We start from the raw sequence: 23,612 nt of genomic DNA, 5'->3' as shown, positions 1-23,612 counted from the left end.
AATTGGGTCTTGCTCTACCAAGACCCTAATCCGATCGTGCGTGGTCAGACCTACCAGATGAATCTGCAGATGGAGATGGACCCGAGCGGCAACACCGGCTTCGTTAACGTCTGGCGCGATGGCGTCGAGATCGCTAGCTATCACGGCGCGATCGGATCGGCGGGTGCGCAGTACTACTGGAAGGAAGGCATTTACCGCGGTTCTTCAACCCAAACCCAAACCTTGGATTTCAGCAACACCCAGTTTTCGACCGGGTCGGCACCCGCCCCCACGCCGGCGCAGCCGACGACGCCAACCACCCCCACAACTCCCACGGTGACACCGGCGGTGACGCAGGCCACGGCTTCTCCGGGAACGGGAATCGAGCATGCCGGCGATACCGTCACCTTGACGCTCGGCTTCAACGAGGCGGTGACCGTGACGGGCACGCCGACGCTGAAGCTCAATGATGGTGGGACCGCTACCTACGTCAGTGGTTCGGGAACGGGGACACTGACCTTCAAGACGACGGTTGCCTCGACCGACACCAACACCTCGGCGCTCGCCATCACCGGGGTCAATCTCCCCACCGGCTCGAGCATCAAGGATGCATCCGGTGTTGCGGCGAACCTCGCTGGCGCGGTGAAGACGTTCACGGGGTTGCAGATCGATCCGATTCTGCCGGCGGTGACGCAGGCCACGGCCTCTCCGGGCACTGGAACCGAGTTGGTCGGCGACACCATCACGCTGACGCTCGGCTTCAATGAGGCCGTGAGTGTGACGGGCACGCCCACCCTATCGCTCAATGATGGTGCGAAGGCCACCTATGTTGGCGGTTCGGGCACGAGCACGCTCACCTTCAAGACGACTGTCGCGTCGACCGACACCACTGTGTCCTCGCTCGCCATCACCGGGGTCAACCTTCCGAGCGGCGCAAGCATCAAGGATTCGTCCGGTGTTGCGGCCAATCTCTCGGGCGCGGTGAAGACCTTCACGGGTCTTCAGATCGATCCGCCGCCATCGACGAGCGGCACCTCATCGTCCGGCACGACATCGGGTGGGACCACCGTCACCACGCCGACCAGCGGCACGTCGTCGGGCAGCACCACCGTAACCACGCCGACCGGCAGCACGTCGTCGGGCGGCACCACGTCCTCATCTGGCACGACGACCCCGTCATCGACCAAGCCGGTCCTGACTATCGCGGATCACTCGCTCTCGGTGGCCGGGAGAGGCGGTACCGTCGACCTGGGAACCAAGGTGACAACGACGGACTCCAACGACGTCGTGACCGTGAACATCACGGGGTTGCCGAAGTACGAGACGATCACCGACAAGCTCGATGGTCAGACGTTCAGGGGAAGCAACATCACCTTGACGGCTGCGCAGGTCGACAGCGGCCTTACGCTGCATTCGTACTATCGCGGTGGCGGCCATCCGGTCGCAACACTCACGCTGACTGCGTCCGCCAAGGACAAGGTCACCGACTCCGTGTCGACGGCCTCGCCGCAGACCATCACTGTGACGGATCCTCGACCGGCCACGACCACAACGTCGTCGCACACGACCACAACGTCGTCGCACACGACCACAACGTCGTCGCAGGCGAGCACCGTGACGGATCATGTGCCGACGGTCACCACGCCCGCCACCACCACCACGACCACGGCCGCGACGACCACGCCCGCCACGACCACGACATCGCCGCAGAGGTTCGACTTCACCGATCTTCAGCATGCGATCGCCGCGAACGCGGGGGGCTTGGCAAGCCGGGCCTTCGCGCTGCTCCAGCAGCATGTGGACCCGGCCACCAGCACCCTGGCAACGACCGCACAGCAGCCGATCGTCGTGGCGGATCATCCGGTTGCGGCCGGCACGAGCACGGCGTCCCTGGCGAGCCAGAGCTTTGCGCTGCTGAACCAGTATCTGGCCGGTAACACCGGCCGGGTGGATCCCGGACAGATCGTCGCGGCTGTGTCGCAAGCATCCGGTTCGGGTCTGGAATCGTTGCTGGCCAGACCGCAACATTGATGCCTGGCCGCACCCAGGCTCAGCGCCTGGGTGCGGCACCGTCAATATTTGTGAATGCATGAGAAGGAACACATACGCGGTCGGTAGCCGCGAAGGGTTGAGTTAAAAATGGCGATCCAGAATGGAAATGCCCATGCCGCAGATCTCGGGCTTCGAGCCCTGGCTCTGTTCCTGCGCCTTCATGGCGTGAACGCCGAGCCTGACCAGCTCCGCGACCGTTGCGGGAGCAACGATATCGGCATCAGCGCGATGCTTCGCTGTGCCCACGAATTCGGGGTCAAAGTCCGTTCGCGCACGACGCGTTGGAAGCGACTTGCGAGCACCACGCTGCCCGGGATCGCGTCGCTGCGTGATGGCGGATTCCTGCTTCTCGGCAAGGTCGATGACGAGACGGCACTTGTGCTGCATCCAACCGCATCGCGTCCGAACATGATGACGCGCGCCGAGTTCGAAGAAGTGTGGGACGGCCGTTTGATCCTGGCCGGCTCACAGAATCTCGCGCACCGCTTGCTTCATTCCCTTGCCGGCATGAGCATCCCGGGGCGCGATCTGGCGCGGCGTGCCGGCGATGCCGTGATGCATGCCGGCAATATGTTGACGCACGCCCGGGACTTCTTCATGCGTGCCCGCGATATCATGATGCGCACGCAGTCACCCGATCATCCCGACATGGCTGTCCACGAGGCGGGTCTCGAGCCTGCGAGCGGCGACGAGTCAGGGCTCATTGCGGTGGCGATATTGCTGCGTTGCCACGGGATTGCCGCCGACCCGGAGCAAATTCGGCATCGCATGGGCACGGCGCGGATCGGTGCGACCGAAATTCTGCGCTGTGCCAAGGAATTCGGGCTCAAGGCTCAGGCGAAGCGGTCGGGCTGGAGCAGGCTCGCGGTCACGCCGCTGCCGGCAATTGCCGTGCTGCGCGACGGCGGCTTCCTGATCCTGGGCAAGGTCATCGATGACAAGCTTCTTGTTCAGCGCCCATTGTCGCCCCGACCCGAAGCCATGACTCAGGCCGAGCTCGAGGCCATCTGGGACGGTGACATCATCCTGATGACCCGGCGCGCGGCTCTGACGGATCTGTCCAGGCGATTTGATATCAGCTGGTTCATCGGCGCGGTCCACAAGTATCGCCGCCTGCTCGGCGAAGTGCTGGCCGCGTCGTTCTTCCTCCAGGTCTTTGCCCTCATCGCTCCGCTGTTCTTCCAGGTCGTCATCGACAAGGTGCTCGTGCATCGAAGCCTCAGCACGCTCGACGTCCTGGTTGCGGGCCTCGTCGCGCTGACCGTGTTCGAGACCGTTCTCGGCACGCTGCGCGTCTATCTGTTCGCGCACACGACGAACCGCATCGACGTCGAGCTTGGCGCGCGGCTGTTTCGTCACCTGATGGCATTGCCGATCGCATATTTCCAGGCGCGCCGCGTCGGCGATTCGGTCGCACGCGTCCGCGAGCTGGAGAACATCCGTCAGTTCCTGACGAGCTCGGCGCTCACGCTAGTTGTCGATCTCTTGTTCACGTTCGTCTTCCTTGCAGTAATGTTTTACTATTCGACGCCGTTGACGCTGATCGTCATGGCATCGTTCCCGCTCTATATCGGCATTTCTGCAGGTGCCGCGCCGCTGTTCCGCCGGCGCCTCGACGAGAAATTCAATCGCGGCTCGGAGAACCAGGCCTTCCTGGTCGAGAGCGTCACCGGCGTCGAGACGCTGAAGGCGATGGCGGTCGAGCCGCAGATGCAGCGTCGCTGGGAGGAGCAGCTCGCCGGCTATGTGAGCGCGAGCTTCCGCGTGCTCAGCCTGAACAATACGGCGAGTCAGGCGGTCCAGATGATCAACAAGCTGGTCACCGCCGCAACGCTCTACTTCGGCGCCAAGCTCGTGATCGGCGGCGACCTGAGCGTCGGCGAGCTCGTTGCGTTCAACATGCTGGCAGGGCGGGTGAGCATGCCGGTGCTTCGGCTCGCGCAGATGTGGCAGGACTTCCATCAGGCCCGTCTGTCGATCGATCGCCTCGGCGACATCCTCAACACGATTCCCGAGCCAAGCTTCAGTCCGGCCCGCGCTGCCCTGCCACCGATCCGCGGCAAGGTTACGTTCGAGCACGCGACCTTCCGCTACCGCGCCGACGGCCCCGAAGTGCTGCACAACGTGTCCTTCAACGTCGAGCCCGGCCAGGTCGTCGGTATTGTGGGCTCGTCGGGCTCGGGCAAGAGCACCATTACCAAGCTGATCCAGCGTCTCTATGTGCCGGAGAGCGGCCGTGTGCTGGTTGACGGCGTCGACCTCGCGATGGTCGATCTGACCTGGCTTCGGCGCCAGATCGGCGTGGTCTTGCAGGAGAACGTGCTCTTCAATCGCTCGATCCGAGAGAACATCGCACTCGCCGATCCGGCCATGCCCATGGAGCGTGTCATCGAGGCGGCGTCGCTGGCTGGCGCGCACGACTTCATCCTGGAGCTGCCCGAGGGCTACGATACCGTCGTCGGTGAACGCGGCAGCACTCTCTCAGGCGGCCAACGTCAACGTGTTGCGATCGCGCGCGCTCTCATCACCGATCCGCGCATCCTCATCCTCGATGAGGCGACCAGCGCGCTCGACTATGAAAGCGAGCGGGCTATCCAGCAGAACATGAAGCGGATTGCCGCGGGGCGGACTGTCTTCGTCATCGCGCATCGGCTTTCGACCGTACGCAACGCGAACCGGATCATCACACTCGAGCACGGCCGCATCGTCGAGGACGGCAGCCATGACGAGCTGATCCGCTCGAATGGGCGCTACGCCAACCTTCACTATCTGCAGGCCGGAATCCATGACATCCGCTAGCCGAAATATCGTTCCGTTTCCGAGGCGCGAACCTCGCCGCCGCGAACACGAAATCGCGTTCCTGCCGGCGGCGCTCGAGATCACTGAAACGCCGCCGTCGCCGATCGGGCGCGCGATCGGAGTGAGCATCGTCGCGGTGTTTTGCATCGCGCTGTTGTGGGCATCGTTCGGCAGCGTCGATATCGTCGCGACCGCGACGGGCAAGATCGTGCCGGGCGGGCGCACCAAGCTCATCCAGCCGTTCGAGACGGGCGTCGTCCGCGCCATCCACGTCCGCGACGGACAGAGCGTCAAGGCCGGCGACGTCCTGATTGAGCTCGACCCGACCATGACGGAGGCCGATCAGGAGCGCCAGAGGAGCGACCTCGTCGCGGCCGAGCTCGACGTCGCGCGGCTGCGCGCGGCGCTCGCCGAGGATCCGCTTGCCGCCTTCCGGTCACCGCAGGGCGCAAGTGCCGCGGAGATCGAGATGCATCGGCAGTTTCTGATCAGCCAGCGCTCCGAGCAGAGCGCCAAGCTCGCCGAGATCGAGCGCCAGCAGGGTCAGAAGGAAGCGGAGCGGGCAACCACGTCGGCGAGCGTGGCGAAGCTGCAGGCGACGATACCGGTGCTCCAGGAGCGGGTCGACATCCGCAAGGGGCTCGTCGACAAGGCCTTGGCTTCGAAGGTGGTCTATCTCTCCGAGTATCAGGAGCTGGTCGGCCTTCAGCAGGATCTCGTCCTCCAGCAGAGCAAGCTCCGTGAAGCCGACGCGGCCATCGCCTTGCTAAAGGAAACGAAGGACAGGACCGCTGCAGAGTATCGGCGCGCGACCTATGACGCACTCGCGAAAGCCGAGCAGAAGGTGGCGAGCGCCTCGCAGGAGGTGGTCAAGGCGGAGCGGCGCACGAAGCTCCAGCAGCTGACTGCGCCGGTCGACGGCGTCGTGCAACAGCTCGCCGTTCACACGGTGGGCGGCGTGGTGACGCCGGCCCAGGCGCTCGCCATCGTGGTTCCAAGCGAGAGCCAGCTCGAGATCGAGGCCATGCTCTCCAACCGCGACATCGGGTTCGTTCATCCAGGACAGAAGGCGGAGATCAAGATCGATACGTTCAACTTCACGCGCTACGGACTCCTCCATGGTGACGTGCTAAGCGTGTCGACGGACGCCATAACGCGCGACAGGCAACAAGGCGGGTCGAATGACCGGACATCGGGCGCGGCGCAGAGCAGCAGCGAGCCGAGAGGTCAGGAGCTGGAATATGCGGCGCGCGTTTCACTCGACCGCACGCACATGCAGGTAGAGGACAAGCTCGTCAAGCTCGGCCCCGGCATGGCGGTGACGGTCGAGATCAAGACCGGCGCGCGCAGCATTATCAGCTATCTTCTCTCGCCACTGGCGAGGTACAAGCAGGAATCGCTGCGGGAGCGGTAGACGAAGTGGGGCATCATCGAGGAGCGTTGCCCGCAATTCGAAGCGGCCATTTCCAGTGGGCTAGTGCGCGCGGCATCCGTTAATCCCATCAGGTGAAACGAAGCGCCTGGCGGGGCGCCGACGCACGCCCATGTCCAATACCCTGTGATCTTCCAAACAGACGCAAAGATCGGTCGGCAGAAGGCGTTGCAGCGGAGCCGCGTCAATAAGCATTCCAATACGCTTTTCTGGAAAAGAAGGTCATGACCATGATCTTAAGATCGAGAATGAGTGACCAGTTGTCTATATAGTACAGATCATGCTCGACACGACGCTGCATCTTCTCGAGCGTATCGACGTCGCCACGATACCCATTGACCTGAGCCCAACCTGTAATACCAGGCTTGACGTTGTGGCGGCGGGAAAATGACGAAATCAGCTCATTGAACAGCTCGTTTTGCGAGGTTGCGTGCGGACGTGGCCCCACGATCGACATGTCGCCGAGCAGCACATTGAACAATTGCGGAAGCTCGTCGACGTTGGTGTGGCGCAGAAGACGTCCAAGACGGGTCACGCGCGGATCGTGTCTGGTGACCGATCTGAAGTTGTCGCCCTCCTCCATCACGGTCATCGATCGGAATTTCAACACGCGAATTGGCTCGTTGTTGTAACCGTGCCGCGTCTGCCGAAAAAACACCGGCCCACGAGAGTCGAGCTTAATTGCGATCGGAACGACGACGAAAAGCGGGCCGGTCACAGCAAGGCCAGCGATTGCGACGGCGATATCGACTCCCCGCTTGATTGCTCGGTTGAAAGGAGTGAGCGGAGACTGGAATATCCGCATCGTCACCATGTTGCCGAACTGGGTGATCCGCGACACGGCCATCAGATTGATGGATCCAACAGGGACGACGTGAACGTCTACTGGCAGGTCTGACATGGCGCTGGCGAGCGCGAGAGCAGAGGCAACATCTGATTCCGAAATCAAGATGACAACGTCATCCGCTCGGAGGGGTCGACAGTCCGCGACCAGTTGGCGGACATCAGCGGGTCGCGCCTGGACGGCGTCGGGCTGCGCCGGGATTGAGGAATCGGCGCGAGGCCGCGGAAAGTCGAACGAGTGGATGGTCCGAATTCCGGTACCCTTAGCTCGTGCAGAAAACTGCAAGCAGTGACCCGGGTCTCCTATAAGGATGACGCGCCTGGCATCGATCAGACCCGACGCAATAGCAGGCTGTAGCACTGAAAACCATATTGCCCGTGTGCTGAGCACGGTGAGGAGGACACTCACAGCCTGGACGATGACAGTTGCGCGCGAGTAGTCCTCGGAGATTTTCAAGACGAATATCGTTGAGACGAAGAACGAGAATACGAGGAGGACGCCGCTGGCGCCGCTCCATAGGAAGACGTGGCGGGGCTGCGTCAGGATTCGGGAATATTGCCGAAGTCCTATCGAAACCAGCAGTCCCAATGTGGAAATCAGAAAGGATTCCTGAACGTACCTGGCGGGATCCGGCGACTGCAACAGGACCAATCGATGATAGAGGACGGCCGCGAGATAGGCCGCACCGGCTACGAGCAAGAACTCGGTGCCAGCTGCCAATACCAATAGAGCAGTCAATCTGCCCCTTCCAACGCCTCCAGCGATCGCTATGCGGTCATCGACCGAATGTGCCGGAATCTTGGAAGAGGCCGGCAAATTGGTGAAGGACGCATAATTCATAGCAGTCAGCCACCTAATCACTCGTCACTTTGGCTGAATCAGTACAGTCCGGGTCATTGGATGGAAATTGGCAATAACTGGATGGGACGAGCAATAAGTGGGTAACTACGATGGTCGATTGAGCCGCGACAGCCCGGGATTAGATTCGAACAGCAATCGACGCGCCCATCCCAATGGGTTCGATTGGAATGATCAATAGAGGACCGATCAGTCGAACAGAGCGGAAGAAGACACCGAGCGGTACGGCGTCAACGAGAGAGCAGAACGTCGTTTTGCAGATCGCCTGTCTGGACGGTTACTCGGACGGCGGCGATGTTGACATGCTGCCTTCCGCGAACAGATTTTGAAGGACTACACTTTGGTGACCACGTTCGTACAGGGAATTGCCGCCATGCCGAACTCCAGACTTCGCAATAGCTTCCATATTGACGTCTCTGGCAGCGATCTGGGTCGTTGCATCAAATGGGGCTTGGTGGCTGTTCTTCTGACAATTTCCGTCACTCAGGCAAAGGCCGAATATCTGGTAAACATCGGAGACGTGCTGGAGGTTGCGGTGGCGGGCGTGCCGGAGCTACGGCATCGGGCTGCCGTTCAAATGGACGGGAACGTTTCGTTGCCACTGGTCGGTACGCTTCCAGTGGTCGGCCTGCCCTTACCGCAGATCCGAGCCAAAATCGGGGCTGCACTGGCGAGCAAGGTATTTCGACAGAGGACGTCCGATGGCCGCGAGACGGTCGTCGTGATCGACGCAGACGAGGTCACGACGGTCATCGCGGAATACAGGCCCATTTACGTGAATGGAGATGTGTCGAAGCCAGGTGAATACCCTTATCGTCCGTCTATCACCGCACGCCAGCTCGTCGCCGTGGCAGGCGGCTACGACATCATGCGTATCAGAATGAACAACCCGTATCTCGAGTCAGTAGACCTGAGAAGCGAGTATGGTTCGCTTTGGACAGAGCTGGCCAAAGAACAGGCGCGCATGTGGCGCATCAAGACTGAACTTGGAGAGGGCGCCCAGATCAGTCCAGGCGCTCTGATGGACACGCCCTTGGCTCGATCGGCGATTTCGGAAATCGTTAATGCAGAAACGGAATATCTGAAGACCAAGCAGAGTGATTATCAGCAGGAAAAGACGTACCTTCAGCGCGGCATTCGACAGGGAGACGACGAGGTCCGCGTGCTGTCAGAGCAGCAGAAGAAGGATGAAGAGGGACTTCAGGCGGATCTTGACGACCTGCAGAAAACGACCGAGCTCTTCGGCAAGGGGTCCTTGATCAGCCCTCGCGTTACGGATGCGCGTCGCGCCGTACTGCTGTCATCGACCCGGAAGCTGCAAACCTCTGCGCAACTGCTGCAGGTCAAGAAGCAGCAGGACGAATTCGTCAGGAAGCTCGCAAAGCTGGATGACCAGCGGAGGCTCGACCTGCTCCGTGAGCTGCAGGATACCAGCGTAAAGCTCAATCAAATTCGCGAGAAGCTGCAGAGCGTCGGCGAGAAGCTTCAGTACACAGCTCTGGTTCGATCGCAACTCGTGCGAGGAGCCGGCAACAACGCAGAGATTGCCATCATCAGGAAGGGCGATAAGGGGCAGGAACGGATCATCGCAAGTGAGGATACCGAGTTGCAGCCGGGTGATGCCGTCGAGGTCAGCCTACAATACCAGGATGGTCCTGCCATCCCTCCCCGAAGGCTAGGCAGTTCAGATATTCCATCGGGGACAGGCCGGTCCGATGCGACCGCAGGCGGTTCGGTGCGCGTCGGGCAGAGGTAACAAGCGCCGTCGCAATTCCGCAACGGCTTTGCTTGAACGGGTGCTATCGATCTACAGGCGATCGCTTGTTTTTCGGCACGCCGACATCCGGAATGAAACGGCCATCTGCGACATACCCCGCTCCCTGCGGAGCGACCGCGGTCATTCACCTTGCAGGGCTGAGGGCCGTGGGACGAAAGCCGACTATTGCATTTTTGCGTGGCGACCAAGTGCGCCGACCGCGCAGGCAGGAAGAGCCATATCTTGTTGCCGTCGGAGACAATTGATTCATTCCGTCAGTGCCGGATTCGCGGCGATATATTCGAGGCGATATAGAGCGTGGTCAAGATTCTGGTAACGGGTGGTGCCGGCTATATCGGAAGCCACACCTGCAAAGTATTGGCGCGCCATGGATTTGAGCCGGTCGTCTACGACAACCTCTCACGTGGCAACCGTTGGGCCGCGAAATTCGGCATGTTCGAATTTGGCGACATTGGCGATGCAGCCAAGGTGCGTTCGGTACTGGAAAAATACCGTCCGTCAGCTCTGATACATTTCGCCGCTTATGCCTACGTTGCGGAATCCCTCGCAAACCCCCTGCTCTACTATAGCAACAACGTCGGCGAAACCGCCTCGCTGCTACAGACCTTGATCGATTTCAAACCGGTGCCGGTGGTGTTCTCGTCAAGCTGCGCGACCTATGGTGTGCCCAATCGACTTCCGATCTCGGAGGATCATCCACAACAACCGATCAATCCCTACGGCTACTCCAAGCTTGTTGTCGAGCGGATGCTTCGGGATCTCGATGTGGCTCACAACCTTCGTTCGGTCTCGCTCCGTTACTTCAACGCGGCGGGCGCGGACCCCGAAGCAGAAATCGGCGAAGCTCACGAACCGGAAACCCATTTGATCCCGTTGGTGCTGGCCGCCGCCCGTGACGCCACGGCGGTCAAGGTGTTCGGGAATGACTACGACACGGCCGATGGAACTTGCATCCGCGATTACGTCCACGTGCTTGATATCGCCGACGCGCATGTGAGGGCACTCAGGTATCTCATCGACGGCGGAGCCACTTGCGCGGTCAATTTGGCCAATGAGCGGGGCTACTCGGTCCTGGAAGTCGTGGCGACGGCCGAGCGCGTTACGGGCAGACCGATCCAAATCGAGCTGGTCCCGAGACGGCAGGGCGATCCGGCGGTCTTGATCGGCGCTCTCCAGAGAGCGCGAACCCTGCTCGGCTGGAAACCGGAGCGGTCCGACCTGGAAATTCAGATGCGCGACGCATGGAAATGGATGACGCGATGATCGCGAGCGCTGTGATGAGACGGCCCGCGAGTCGATTGCGACCACCAGTGAACCTGGACGAAGCGCCCGGATGCCCATCAGAGGTAGTTCTTAAAGCCCATAATCGCCACGCCCTGCGATGCGACTTGCAAGTAAAATGGTGTCCACGGCGTACGGAGGCCGGAAAAGCGGAAGGTGTCCGAGATGATCTTGGTGACCGGAGGTGCCGGCTACATCGGCTCCCACGTCTGTATCGCATTGCTCGACGCCGGGCTTGACGTCGTCGTCGTCGACAATCTCTCCAACAGCAACAAGGCTTCGCTCGAGCGGGTGCAGTCCATCTGCGGGCGTTCGCTCGTCTTTCGGCACGCAGATATCCGGAATGAGGAGGTGATCTACGACGTACTTCGTACCTGCGGAGTGACTGCAGTCATTCACCTTGCGGGGCTGAAGGCCGTCGGCGATTCGAACATGCAGCCCATGACGTATTACGAGAACAACGTTCTGGGAACGATGCGGCTCGTGTCTGCCATGAAGAGGGCGAATGTAAAGACGCTCGTCTTCAGCTCGTCCGCGACCGTTTACGGGATACCTGCATACCTGCCGCTCGACGAGAAGCATCCCCTCTGTCCGACCAATCCGTACGGCCGCACAAAGCTCTTTATCGAGGAGATGCTGAAGGATCTCTGCAGGTCCGACGACGAATGGCGGATCGGCAATCTGCGCTACTTCAATCCGGTTGGCGCGCACGAAAGCGGGCTCGTCGGAGAACACCCGCTGGGCGTTCCGAACAATCTGCTGCCGTTTGTGGCGCAGGTGGCGATTGGACTGCGGGAGAAGCTGCAGATTTGGGGAAACGACTATGACACGCCTGACGGCACCGGAATCCGCGACTTCATTCATGTGGTCGATCTCGCATCCGGGCATTTGAGTGCCTTGCGCCATCTCAGACAGCCCGGCGTACTCACGGTCAATCTTGGAACGGGCAACGGCACCAGCGTTCTGGACGTCGTTCGCACGTTTGAAGCAGCGAGCGGGCGACCGGTCCCCTATGAAATCAGGGAGCGCCGGGCCGGTGATGTCGCCATCTGCTATGCCGACCCGACCTTTGCGATGGAGGCGTTGGGTTGGAAATCGACCCGATCGTTGCAGCAAATGTGTGCGGACCATTGGCGATGGCAATTGCAGAACCCCAACGGCTATGATGATAGCGCGCTTCCGAAAGTCCGGGAGCGGTCCGGGCATTTCCGCCGTCACGGCTGAGTGTGCGCGCCTGAGATATTCGAACGAACGCCGAAGACTCTGACCGCATGAGCGGGTTCGGGGCGAGCCACGGCGGCAAGCATACCGCCCATCCGAGGTAGCTCGTAATGACCCAAAATCTCCAAGCCGCAAAGCGAGGCTGCAGGTAAGATGCATTCGCGTGGGGATTTGCGATGCCACACTATCGTGCATTCGTTCTAGACGAACACGGCCAGTTGGGGGGCGTGGTTAACCTTCACTGCCCAGATGATGCGTCGGCAACCGAGCGGGCGGGGCGGTTGGCGGACGGCCACGAGGTTCAGCTCTGGCGGCTGGTTGCGGAGCTCAAATTCGGCGATCCGCGGCACCGACCCAAGCGGCGGCGGGGCGCCCGCGCACCGGTGCACTGAGCTCGATTGAGACTTGCGCGTTCGCCTCAGCTCTACTGACAATAGCATGCGGTTCGACTGCGAACCACTCGCCGGCTCGCGCTTCCAAAGACGCCTTGGCTTCGAGAGCGACCCAGATCCGGCCGCCCCGCAGGAGCAAGCGGCCGATGGGGCCGGCGCAGGCAGGAACGTCACCACCGGCATCGTGCTGACGGTGGACGCCGGTAACACCGCCTAACCGTCGCGGCGGCTGACATGCGCCGTTGCGACTGCCCGCAATCTCGTTTCTGACGAGTTCGAGACGTTGCTGCCGCGCCCAGACGGCCGCAACAAATCGATACAGATTGCGCAAGCGACGACCAGCAACACAGGAGCCGCGCAGCAGCCTCCGGAACAGCAACGCGACTGGGCCGAGTCACTGTCTTGCGATCTTGCCCTTGCAAGGCGCGACATCGAGTTGCTGCAACGTCTCGAGCAGGAGCANGATCGGGCCGAGTGGCTGATGCAGGGTCTTGACGCCGCGCGGCGCGAGGTCGAAACCCAAAAGGCGTTGGCAGCGAAGGCCGTCGAGGAAGCTTCCCGGCTGAATCAAGCGGGCGAGAGTGGCCCGGCTGAGCTGCAGGCATCGCTGCAGCAGGAGCGCGAGCGATCGGTGCGGCTGGAGCAGGATCTCGCAGCCGCGCGGCGCGATGTCGAAACCCAGACTGCGCTGGCGACGAAAGCAGGTGAGGAAACGTCCCGGCTGAAACAGGCGAGCGAGAGCCGAGTACAGCGCTGCCTTGTTTTGGGCACTGGTTGCCGGGAGAAGGGCGCGGTCGGCAGTCGTCGTTGACGCGCCCAATTGGAGTTCCAAGAGTGCCGTGAGATTCGAGATCAATTTCCAGGACTCTCTCGTTAAGGGGAGCCATCGATCCGAATTCCGATTGCAGGCGACGGAATTTCACCGCATGTATGATCGCGACGGCCTTTGAGCTGGATGAATTCGTGACGTTCACCGGCCGTGTCGATGATGCGACGCTGTTCACAATACTCTCGACGGCAGACGTCTGCGTGGATCCGGATCGCCCCAATGCAATGAACGATAAATCGACGATGAACAAGACCATGGAGTACATGGCCTTGGGGCGGCCTATCGTCCAATTCGACCTCACCGAAGGGCGCGTTTCGGCGGGCGAGGCATCTCTTTATGTATCGAATACCGACACTGCGGAGTTCGGCGACAAGATACTTGAACTTCTAGATGATCCGGCGCGGCGTGCCCATATGGGCGCGTTCGGTCAAAAGAGAATCCACAACGAACTCGCCTGGGACCACGAGGCGGCCCACCTTCTAAGCGCCTATGATAAGGCATTCGATCTGAGAGACTCGCCAAACGCCAATCGGGGCGGTCCCGTACTGGAGTCGAGCCGGCGCGACGGCCCACGCTGATGCCGATGGTCTCGCCGCGGATTCGGTCTCTTTTTCCGGGTACGACCGTAGCAGAGGTCGAGAGTCCGCGGATGCCTGCACCCTGATCCAATCGCTTGTGGAGGTCTGGTAAGAGCCAAATGAGGCAGCTCGCAACAGACGGAATCCTACACGGCTCATGCCGGTGTTCCGCCGAATATTCGCCGGACGAGCGGTCATTGTCATGTTCCATGAAATACAGCGGGATTTCCGCCATGAACTGATGACCGGCACTTCGGTAGATCTCTTCCGGCATTCGCTCGATTGGCTCCAGCAGCAGGGATGGAAAATCGTCAGCCTTGATGAATGTCTGCAGGCGCTTTCACGGAACGAACCGAAAGCGCCAAGGTACGCAGTGCTAACGTTCGATGATGGATATCGAGACGTGCGCTCCGTGGCGCTTCCCCTCATGGAGCAGCGCAAGGCGCCATTTACGGTTTACGTACCTACGGGTGCCCCAACTCGCGCCATGAAGTCTTGGTGGATCGGCCTGCGGGAACTCTTTCGCCGAGAGGAACGGGTCACGATCGATCCGATGGAAAGGAGCTTTGCTTGCCCGGACTTTCGCAGCAAGCGAGCAGGACTGAAAACGGTAATCCAGTGGGTTCACGGGGACTATCGCCGTTCTGCATTGCTTGAATCAACGTTCCGCAGGTACGGAATTTCACTATCGGCTTTGAACGATGCATATTTTCTCGACGAGCGAGAACTGCAAGCGCTCTCCCGCCATCCTCTGGCGTCAATTGGGGCGCACACCGCGTCGCATGCGGCACTCGCTACCCTCGACGCGTCCTCCGCGCGAGCGGAACTGGACGACAATCGCATATACCTCGAGACCCTCCTCGAACGACCGATTCGTCACCTAGCTTATCCCAATTAGAGCCCCGGCGCATGCGGGCCTCGCGAATATCGCCTTGCCGAACAGGGCGGCTTTTCAACGGCGGTGACGACCCGGAAAGGCTAGTTGGCCGACGGGAGCCTCAATCGTTTCGCCTTGCCCCGCATCGGCGTCGGCTGCCATTCCGAGGCGCGAATGTCATTTGAGGCCAACCTGAACGGCGTTCACGCGGGCGCACAGGCGCTCATGAAGGCCGTCTCGCTGAAGCGAGATGCGAGTGGATTGGGTGATCAGGCTCCTGCCGCTGAGAAGGCTTCCAGGTGAACAAAATTCTCAAAAGCAGCCTGTTCTACGGCGCGGGTCAGCTCGGACGACTGCCTTTTTGTCGCGTCCGGTTCGCCGGTCGAGCAGCCATTGTATGTTTTCATGAAATTCAGCGGGACTGCGCATCGGAATTGATGACCGGAACCTCGGTTTCGCTCTTTGAGTTTTCTCTTGATTGGTTGCGGCGACAAGGATGGTCCATTGTCAGCATGGACGAATGTCTTCAGAAGCTGGCAAGCAATGATCGGTCCGACCGTTATGCGGTTCTGACTTTCGACGACGGACCGGGACAATGTCTCGGTAGCCCTTCCAATCCTGGAGCGACATAACGAGCCGTTCATGATGTACGTGCCGACTGGTGCCCCAACACGATCCATGCAGTCGTGGTGGTTGGGTTTGCGTCGATTAATTCTCTCGAAAGACAAAATTACAATCGATGCGCTAGGCCGCCAGTTCCAGTGTTCTGACATTCGGAGCAAAATGTTGGCCTTCACGGAGGTGACCCAGTGGGTTCATCAAGATTACCGGCGTGGTGCGATGCTCGCACCGACCTTCAAGCAGAATGGGATTTCGCGCACGGAATTGAATAACGCCTATTTCCTGGACGAACGCGAGCTCCGCCTTCGTGCACGTCATCCGCTCGCGTCAATCGGCGGCCACACGAACTCGCACGTAGCGCTTGCGAACCTGGATACGTCCTCGGCGAGAGCCGAATTGGCCGATAACTGCCACTATCTGGAGAATCTCCTCCAATTGCCCGTTCAGCACCTTGCATATCCGTATGGCACCGTCAGGGCGTGCGGCCCTCGCGAAGAGCATCTGGCGAACGACGTGGGTTTTCAATCGGCGGTGACGACACGACAAGGGCAATTGTACGATCGCAACGTGAATCGCTTCGCACTTCCTAGGATCGGCGTTTACAGTCGTTCAGTCTTCAGGGCGGAAATGACCGGTATCGTCGATGGCATGCAGGCGCTACGACAGCGACTTCGCACTGACCACGCTACTGGACCGCATGATCAACTAACCGAACTTGACGCACGTAATTCACGTTGATCAGATCCGTCCATCTGATCGAGAGCGGCCTTCGCCCAGATTGCATTTGCCAACTGTGCCGGGGGGCTGCCCAATAGCGGCAGGAAGCGATCTGCAAACAGCACGGCGTCGATCTCGACCAATCGCGCTTCATTCGGCATTCTTTTTTTCAAGAGTCGACTCACAGCCGTGAATAACCCTTAAGAAGTACATCGAAAGAAATAGCGCTCGCCGTTGGGCAATTGCGATGGCAAGCGGATCAATGCCTAGTTGATTGGCAACCTTCGATCGCCCGAGGGCTTCCGTTCGTTCGTTTTCTGCAGGAATCGCATCGCGTCTGGAGAAAATGCAGAGAAGCAGAACCACCCGGCCGATGGTCCAGAGTTCTGAACTCGCATGAAGCCCAGGCCGCCGCGCCATTAATTCCGTGAGTAGTCAGGAATTGCGTCTTCACATCCCCCGCTCGCGATAAGAGATTCCTCCCGAGACAACAAGATCGAGTGCTCCGCGCGTGCCGTCAGCGAGGACATTCCCGGGCACGACTGCCGCAGTCTGAAAAGTCAGGATCCCTTGACGACAGACAAGATCTCTTGACGGCAAAGGAGAATCGTCTTGACCGCTCTGCGGATGCCGACCAAGTCGCTGTCGGAGGACGTGGTATTCTGGCGCGATGACCAGACTGTCGCGCATTCGCAACTGACCGCTTTCAGGCGATGGTGTGAGGTCCGGACCGGGCGATCCCTGCCCGATCATGCTGCGATGGACCGCTTCTCGGTGGCAGAGTTCCGAAGCTTCTGGCGCCTCTTCCTGGAGTGGTCCGATCTGCCCCGCGACGGTACGCTCGACCCGGTCTGTGTCGGCGATGCCTGCGAGACCGCCCGCTTCTTCCCGGATCTCCGTCTCAACTATGCCGAGTGCCTGCTCGCCGGCAGTCCCGATCAGCCGGCCCTGATGGCCTATCACGCTGGCGGCAGCCGCGACCGGTTCACCCGTGGCGCACTGCGCGTCGCCGTCACCCGCCTGGCCACGTCGCTGCAGCGGCTGGGTGTGCGTGGAGGCGACCATGTTGCGGCGATCGCACGCAACAACGCCGAAGCGGTCATTGCCGCCCTGGCTACCGCTGCCATTGGCGGGACCTTCGCCAGCTGCGCGCCCGACATGGGCGTGCCTGCCATCCTCGCGCGGTTCGCTCCTCTCGAGCCCGTGGTGCTGTTCGGCTGCCTCCGGGCGGAGCTTTGGGATCAGGGCGTCCCCGTCGCAGAGCGCGTTGCGGATGCTGCAGCCGGCCTGCAGAGCCTCGCTGCAATCGTCGCGCTGGACAGCGGCTCACTTCCCGCCGGCGAGCAAACTGTGCCTCTGCACCGGCTTGACGATCTGCTCCGCGATGCCGCTGGCAGCGAGGACAGCTTCGAATGGCTGCGCCATCCATTCAACCAGCCGCTGTTCACGATGTTCTCCTCCGGCACCACGGGCGCGCCGAAGTGCATCCAGCACGGCGCCGGCGGCACCCTGCTGGAGCATGTGAAGGAGCACCGGCTGCATTGCGATCTCAGACGGGGCGACAAGCTGTTCTTCCAGACCACCTGCGGCTGGATGATGTGGAACTGGCAGCTCTCGGCACTCGCCTCCGGCGTGGAGCTCGTGCTCTACGATGGGCCGCTCGAAGGGCCGGACACCTTCTGGCGGATCGTTGCCGAGGAATCCGTGACCGTGTTCGGCACCAATCCTGCCTATCTGCACTTTTGCGAGAACGCTGGCTTCGTCCCGGGCCGTGTGTTCGACTTTTCCGCCCTGCGAGCGGTGCTCTCCACCGGATCCATCCTGTATGCCCGCCAGTACGACTGGGTCCGTGACCAGGTGAAGGCGGCGATGCCGCTGCAGTCGATCTCAGGCGGCACCGACATCATCGGCTGCTTCGTGCTTGGGAATCCGAACCTGCCCGTCCAACGCGGCGAAGCACAGTGCCGCAGCCTCGGCCTCGATGTCCGCTCGCTGCCGCCATCTGACGATCCCAGGGCGCCGATCGGTGAGCTCGTCTGTGCAAACCCTTTTCCCTCACGGCCCCTTGGCTTTCATGGCGATGTCGACGGCACTCGCTTCCATGCCGCCTATTTTGCCCAGAACCTCGGCTTCTGGACGCACGGCGACCTGATCGAGGCCACGCCGCATTGCGGTTGGCGGCTGCATGGCCGTTCCGACGGGGTGCTTAATGTGCGCGGCATCCGCATCGGCACCGCGGAGATTTACCGCATTCTCGGTGACATCGAGGAAATCCTCGAGGCGATGGCGGTCGAGCAGCAGGCAGAGGAGGAGCCCGGCGGCTCGCGCATGGTTCTCCTTGTCGTGCTGCGCGGAGGCCTGATGCTCGACGACGCGCTGGCGAAGCACATCCGCTCGGAGCTGGCACGCTGCGGCAGCCTGGCGTTCGTGCCGGCGCGCATCGCACAGGTCGCGGCGGTGCCCGTCACCTTCAATGGCAAGCGGTCCGAGGCTGCGGCGCGCGATGCGATAAATGGCCGGCCTGCGCAAAACCGCAATGCACTACAGAACCCCGAGTGCCTCGATGTCATCGCCAAGCATCCGGTTCTCCGGTCGCCTCCGGCAGCCATCAAGGCACCGCCGAGGTCACTGGGCCGCGGGGCAATCCCGGCCGGTGACCGACTGCGGCGCGAGTTGCAGGCGATTTGCGAGCGCGTGCTCGGCGTCTCGCACATCGGCTGGTCCGATAGTCTCATTGGCTTCGGCGCCGATTCACTCGCACTGGTGAACCTTCTGCTCGAGATCGAGGACTATGCTGGGCACCCCCTGCCCCTCTCGGTCTTGCTGTCGGCGCCATCGATCGAAGGCCTGGCCACGGCTCTGTCCATCGGCGTGGAGGCCATGGCTGCGCAGCAGGCTGGTCGGGCGGGCCCGCATCTCCGTGCCATGGATCTGGCCGACTGCCATCCGGTCTGCCGCTTCCTCGAGGAGACCTTTTGCGAGTCCGGACTCAAGGCATCCACCTGGCGCCAGCTGTTCGACCACAACTGGTCCGATCACGGGCCCGGTTTCGTGCTCCTCGACGGAAACGCAATCGTCGGCTTCATCGCCACCATTGCCGCCCCGCGACGGGTAAACGGCGAGGTAGCCCTGGTCTGCAACGTCTCCTCCTGGTCCGTGCACCCGAAGTACCGCGGCTGGGGCATGGCCCTGCTGGCTGCCGTGCTGCAGGACGAGAGCATCACCTACACGGCCTTCACCCCATCACCGACCTCCTGGGCTGTCCTCGTGGCGCAGGATTTCAAGCCGCTGGGCGCGCACAGGATCGTCATGCCGCCAATGCTACAGCCCGAGACGCTGTTCGGGCCGACCCGGCCGGTCATCAGCTTCGATCAGGCCGCGGTCCGCGAGAGGCTGACCAGCGAGCAACGACAGATCTTTGACGATCATGCGCGATATGATTGCCTGCAGCTCACCGTCAGCGACGGGCCCGATCATGCCTATTTGGTGGTGAAGCGCCGTCTCGCTTCGAAGCGACGGCGACGGGTTCTGCCAGCGCGGATCGCGTATTCGGACATTCTGTATTGTAGCGCTCCCGAGCTGCTGATGCGACATCTCGAACGTGTCAAGCTGGCGATCCTGCGACGGCAACGGACCGTGGCGCTCGTTGCGGAGGCGCGTCTCTTTCCGGTCCGGCCACGGGGCCTGCTGCTCCCGATGCAAACCTGCTACCGTTCCCCGCTGCGGGCGAACGGCGACCTCGACAGGCTGTATTCGGAATTCGTGCTCCTGCCCATCTGAGGCTGGGGCGTAGAAAGTCTCGCCGTTTTCGACGGGAGCATTAAATCCGTAAATGCGCAAAGGCGAAGAGTTCACGCCAAATGACGCAATACGGACACGCGTTACGGATCGGGCCAAGAACGGGCTCGCTCGAGATACAGAATAGCCCGACCGGCAAAGACGCCTAAGACGCCACCTGCAATCTTTTGGACTCCATCAAGGACTCGCGCGTGGCGATCCGGCGTAAGCAACTGCAGAAGTTCAAGCGAGACCGCGGTGGCGAATACAAAGATCAGGACGGTAGGAATGCGTCGTGGATAAGCCAGGCAGAAGAGCGCGCCGAAAACCAGAAACGCCGCGACATGTTCAACATTCGCGGAGATCAGCAAAGTTGGCCTATCTCGAAGAGGAGACAGGGTGGCGTAGGCAATAAAAAACAAGGAAGCCCAAGCGGCAGTCCTGAGGAGGCGTTTTGGTGGCATTTCGGCCTTGCTCGCGGCGAACAATTCTGGTGCTCCGCGCCTGCTCCCGCCGAGCCGGGCCAATCCATCGGAGCAAATTCAGCATACGACAACACATGAGGGTACCGTCACGCCAAAGCGGGCGCATTACCTCTTTTTCGTTAGTTTGCCCCGCCACAAGCAGCGTATCCACGAATAGCTGCACGGGAAAACGGAAGCGAAAGGCCGCTAGCTTTCCCGGGGAAAGCTCGGCGACGTCGATCGCCAGGAGCCATTCGATGGCGGATCTCGGCGCGAGGCCCGCGAAGACCCCGAGCTCAAATCACGAAACCAGTCGTCGCAAACCTTGAGCGCTTCACGTCTCCGTTGATTGTCCACGGCTCTAACCAGAAAGGGGTAAGCAGGTCCTCCATGCGAGTTATAGGATTCGCTCACAGGCCGTGCGCATAATGACGCACCTGTAACAAGCCGCATCATCATGCGACGGATCATTGCAAATGGGCCGCACGGTTACCTGCCCACGCTGGGATGATCCGCGCTCCCGTGGATAACGGCGACTTTGCTCTTGATCGGGGGAACGTTGGACACGCATGCGTCCCCCGATCGAGCGCGGCACCCGGCGGACGCAAGATACGGAACGGCTTCCGACAATCTCGATTCTCGCAGGATGGCAGGTCGCATTGAGTTTGCGGCGTCGCCGCTGCACCGCGACGCCACTGACAAATCCATGCGGGTCGCGCAAGCAACGACGATCGATAAAGGAGGACTCGAGCAGCCTCCCGATGAGCTTCGCGGACCGGAGGCGCTGTTCCGTGACCTCACCCTCGCGCGACGCGATATCGAGCTGCTGCAGCACTTCGAACAGGAGCACGACCGCGCCGAACAGCTGGAGCAGGCCCTTGCTGCCGCGCGACGCGATGTCGAGACTCAGACGGCGCTCGCAGCAAAGGCGGGCAACGAAGTCACCGAGCTGAAGCAGGCGGCGACGGGTGGCACCATGGAATTGCAGAAATCCCTGCAACAGGAGCGGGACCGAACCGGCCAGCTGGAACAGGCGCTCGCGAAGATTTCCGCGGCTTCCTCGCGCACGGCCTTGCCGGCGGCAGCCAGCGCCCACCGCGTTTTGGAGAAGGTGCCGATCCGCGCGGGCACGTGACTCGCAAAACGCCTTGGGCGAGGCAGATCAGCCCGCTCATTAAGGACGTTCGCGTGTCAACGGGGCGGGATCTCCGCCAGATTGCGCCATCATCCGGTCGGCCGCGGCGGACAGAGCGAAGCCAACGCAGGCCGAGAGCGCATCGACCACAAAATCCTCAAACCTCGCGTGCCGTCCCGGCACCCATAGTTGCATCATCTCAAGCAGGCCGATCAGGGCAACGGCGACCACTGAAGCAGTCCAGCGTCGCTGCGGATAGGCGAGGCCGAACGCAATCCCGACCAGAAGGAAGGCGAGCGCGTGATCGCCTTGCTGTCCGATAACAGGGTGAGGCCGAACGTCCTGAGGTCCGAGCGTTACGAAAGTGACAGCGGCCGCGAGAAGCCACGCGCCGAGCCGAAGAAAAGTGGTGTTAATCACTAAAGCGCCTCGATTAGCAGCCCCCGCCGGGGACGCGCTTGCTCTGGATCGGCACACGGCCGATTAGGTGCAAAACATCATTGGAAGTTCGACATTTAATTTCAAGTGGCGGTTGGTACACCCTGACCCGCATAGGGAGTACCCATCCATGGCAGTTGTTCTAAAGCGCCGTTTCTTGGCAACAATAGCTTCGGCTTTCCTCAGGGTTGAGGGCACTGCAATGGCGATCCAGGAAGGCACGACTCGGAGGCCAGCTTGTCGATTAGTCGGACGCAGACCATTGAATGGGACGGCAAAGCCCTGAGCGGCTGGGTAGACCTCGACGGAACGCCGACGAAAGTCTCGGCAGACAGGGAAACGATCCATACCCATGCGCCTGGCTTTAGTGACGCACTCACCTGGGAAATCGACCGGCATCGGGATGAGATTTTTGAGAAGCTGCTGCCGTTCTTCAAGCAGCAAAAGCGAGATTTCTAGCAGGGTTGATTGTGGTTGCACGTGAGATTGGTCGACCCGTTTGTTTCGGCCAAACGGAGTACCAACCTGTAGTGCTTGCCCCGCGCCCCCTTTTCGGGCGGAGTAGAAGCGCGCCTGCAGTTCTTGTTCGCGATGCGTCCTGAAGGCAGGCGCGGGAATTGCCGGCCCCAGGCTCCAGCCCGCTGAGGCCGTCTCATCGGCGAAGACGGCGAGCCCGCCATCGTTCATTGGCGATCAGTTCAAATCGCGAAATACAAAGGACGTTGAGCAGTTCACGGTTTCGATGATCGGACACATTCCGTAGCCTACCCCGAAAGTGGTGGGGAGGGTCCTCCATGCGAGCTATATGATTCGCGTGAAGATGGAGGGCATAATGACGCATTTGAAGGAAGTCGTATTACGCGACAGGTGATTGCAGATGGGTCGCCCGGTCATGCTCAACGAGGAAGTGAGGATCTCCCTCACGCGAGGACGATGTGGCCCACTGTGGGTGGCAGCGGTCCTGCTCACTATGACATGGGCCTCGACAACGGAGGCTTCCCCGGATCAGGCGCTGCACCTCGCCGACGCGCAACAGGCGACGGCGGCCCGCAATGTCGAGTCTGACGAGTTCGAGACGTTGCTGCCGCGCCCAGACGGCAGCGAAAAATCGATACAGATTGCGCAAGCGACGACCAGCAACACAGGAGCCTTGCAGCAGCCTCCGGGACAGCAGTGCGATTGGGCAGAGTCACTGTCTTGCGATCTTGCCCTTGCAAGGCGCGACATCGAGTTGCTGCAACGTCTCGAGCAGGAGCATGATCGGGCCGAGTGGCTGATGCAGGGTCTTGACGCCGCGCGGCGCGAGGTCGAAACCCAAAAGGCGTTGGCAGCGAAGGCCGTCGAGGAAGCTTCCCGACTGAAGGAAGCTTCCCGGCTGAATGAAGCGGGCGAGAGTGGCCCGGCCGAGCTGGAGGTATCGCTGCAGCAGGAGCGCGAGCGGTCGGCGCGGCTGGAGCAGGATCTCGCAGCCGCGCGGCGCGATGTCGAAACCCAGACTGCGCTGGCGACGAAAGCAGGTGAGGAAACGTCCCGGCTGAAAC

17 protein-coding genes and 2 pseudogenes are annotated in these 23,612 nt (G+C 61.2%); 16 read left to right on the top strand and 3 right to left on the bottom strand.

What is annotated here, in order from left to right; all coding sequences use genetic code 11:
• From YUU_RS60690 to YUU_RS0142555, 3 genes and pseudogenes are all read left to right on the top strand, one after another.
• Positions 1–2,010 (top strand): annotated as a pseudogene (locus YUU_RS60690) (hypothetical protein); the annotation flags it as partial.
• Between the two features lie 108 nt (positions 2,011–2,118).
• Positions 2,119–4,830: a type I secretion system permease/ATPase gene (locus YUU_RS0142560; RefSeq protein ID WP_084801892.1), complete on the top strand. Its 2,712-nt coding sequence runs from the start codon at positions 2,119–2,121 to the stop codon at positions 4,828–4,830.
• Positions 4,817–6,244, top strand: coding sequence for an HlyD family type I secretion periplasmic adaptor subunit (locus YUU_RS0142555; RefSeq protein WP_027527658.1), 1,428 nt, complete (start codon positions 4,817–4,819; stop codon positions 6,242–6,244). The genes YUU_RS0142560 and YUU_RS0142555 overlap by 14 nt, the downstream gene beginning before the upstream one ends.
• Positions 6,245–6,446: 202 nt before the next feature.
• Here YUU_RS0142555 and YUU_RS0142550 read toward each other — a convergent pair whose 3' ends face one another.
• Positions 6,447–7,946, bottom strand: coding sequence for an undecaprenyl-phosphate glucose phosphotransferase (locus YUU_RS0142550; RefSeq protein WP_027527657.1), 1,500 nt, complete (start codon positions 7,944–7,946; stop codon positions 6,447–6,449).
• Positions 7,947–8,289: 343 nt separating this feature from the next.
• Between YUU_RS0142550 and YUU_RS0142545 the strand changes: the two genes are divergently transcribed.
• The 9 genes from YUU_RS0142545 to YUU_RS53915 all read left to right on the top strand — a co-directional run bounded on the left by YUU_RS0142545 (position 8,290) and on the right by YUU_RS53915 (position 20,037).
• Positions 8,290–9,720, top strand: a complete 1,431-nt coding sequence (locus YUU_RS0142545; RefSeq protein ID WP_245288290.1) for a polysaccharide biosynthesis/export family protein — start codon at positions 8,290–8,292, stop codon at positions 9,718–9,720.
• Positions 9,721–10,038: 318 nt separating this feature from the next.
• On the top strand, positions 10,039–11,004 hold the full coding sequence (gene galE / locus YUU_RS0142540) for a UDP-glucose 4-epimerase GalE (RefSeq protein ID WP_027527655.1): 966 nt from the start codon (positions 10,039–10,041) through the stop codon (positions 11,002–11,004).
• A gap of 183 nt (positions 11,005–11,187) precedes the next feature.
• Entirely contained in the window at positions 11,188–12,246 is a 1,059-nt protein-coding gene (gene galE / locus YUU_RS0142535; RefSeq protein ID WP_027527654.1) for a UDP-glucose 4-epimerase GalE, read from the top strand.
• 435 nt (positions 12,247–12,681) lie between these two features.
• Positions 12,682–12,852, top strand: a complete 171-nt coding sequence (locus tag YUU_RS59645; protein WP_156944851.1) for a hypothetical protein — start codon at positions 12,682–12,684, stop codon at positions 12,850–12,852.
• 713 nt (positions 12,853–13,565) lie between these two features.
• A complete protein-coding gene (locus YUU_RS0142515) occupies positions 13,566–14,042 on the top strand; it encodes a glycosyltransferase (protein ID WP_027527652.1) in 477 nt (158 codons plus the stop codon).
• Between the two features lie 157 nt (positions 14,043–14,199).
• Entirely contained in the window at positions 14,200–14,940 is a 741-nt protein-coding gene (locus tag YUU_RS53925; protein ID WP_245288289.1) for a polysaccharide deacetylase family protein, read from the top strand.
• 278 nt (positions 14,941–15,218) lie between these two features.
• Positions 15,219–15,551 (top strand): hypothetical protein, encoded by a 333-nt coding sequence (locus tag YUU_RS60685; RefSeq protein WP_198031946.1) that lies wholly within the window; start codon positions 15,219–15,221, stop codon positions 15,549–15,551.
• A 10-nt stretch (positions 15,552–15,561) separates the two neighbouring features.
• On the top strand, positions 15,562–16,278 hold the full coding sequence (locus tag YUU_RS53920) for a polysaccharide deacetylase family protein (RefSeq protein ID WP_245288288.1): 717 nt from the start codon (positions 15,562–15,564) through the stop codon (positions 16,276–16,278).
• 606 nt (positions 16,279–16,884) lie between these two features.
• A complete protein-coding gene (locus tag YUU_RS53915) occupies positions 16,885–20,037 on the top strand; it encodes an acetoacetate--CoA ligase (protein ID WP_156944853.1) in 3,153 nt (1,050 codons plus the stop codon).
• Between the two features lie 101 nt (positions 20,038–20,138).
• Here the strand turns inward: YUU_RS53915 and YUU_RS61985 are convergent, their stop codons facing one another.
• On the bottom strand, positions 20,139–20,342 hold the full coding sequence (locus YUU_RS61985) for a VanZ family protein (protein WP_245288291.1): 204 nt from the start codon (positions 20,340–20,342) through the stop codon (positions 20,139–20,141).
• Here YUU_RS61985 and YUU_RS61980 point away from each other — a divergent pair.
• Entirely contained in the window at positions 20,247–20,597 is a 351-nt protein-coding gene (locus tag YUU_RS61980) for a hypothetical protein (RefSeq protein ID WP_245288292.1), read from the top strand. The two genes, YUU_RS61985 and YUU_RS61980, sit on opposite strands and share 96 nt — an antisense overlap.
• A gap of 547 nt (positions 20,598–21,144) precedes the next feature.
• Complete coding sequence (locus tag YUU_RS0142490; protein ID WP_027527650.1) at positions 21,145–21,633, top strand: hypothetical protein; 489 nt, start codon at positions 21,145–21,147, stop codon at positions 21,631–21,633.
• A gap of 39 nt (positions 21,634–21,672) precedes the next feature.
• On the opposite strand, the gene YUU_RS0142485 is transcribed toward YUU_RS0142490, so the two are convergent.
• The gene (locus YUU_RS0142485; RefSeq protein ID WP_035664907.1) at positions 21,673–22,050 is read right to left on the bottom strand and encodes a VanZ family protein; all 378 of its coding nucleotides are present in this window, start codon (positions 22,048–22,050) and stop codon (positions 21,673–21,675) included.
• Positions 22,051–22,308: 258 nt separating this feature from the next.
• Between YUU_RS0142485 and YUU_RS60680 the strand changes: the two genes are divergently transcribed.
• Positions 22,309–22,530: a hypothetical protein gene (locus YUU_RS60680; protein ID WP_027527648.1), complete on the top strand. Its 222-nt coding sequence runs from the start codon at positions 22,309–22,311 to the stop codon at positions 22,528–22,530.
• Positions 22,531–22,948: 418 nt separating this feature from the next.
• Positions 22,949–23,612: pseudogene (locus tag YUU_RS0142470) on the top strand (hypothetical protein); the annotation flags it as partial.

The sequence above is a fragment of the Bradyrhizobium sp. Ec3.3 genome (assembly GCF_000472925.1).
In the GTDB taxonomy this organism is placed as follows: Bacteria; Pseudomonadota; Alphaproteobacteria; order Rhizobiales; family Xanthobacteraceae; genus Bradyrhizobium.
Note: the sequence above shows the minus strand (reverse complement) of the source record. Positions and strands in the feature narration are given on the sequence as shown.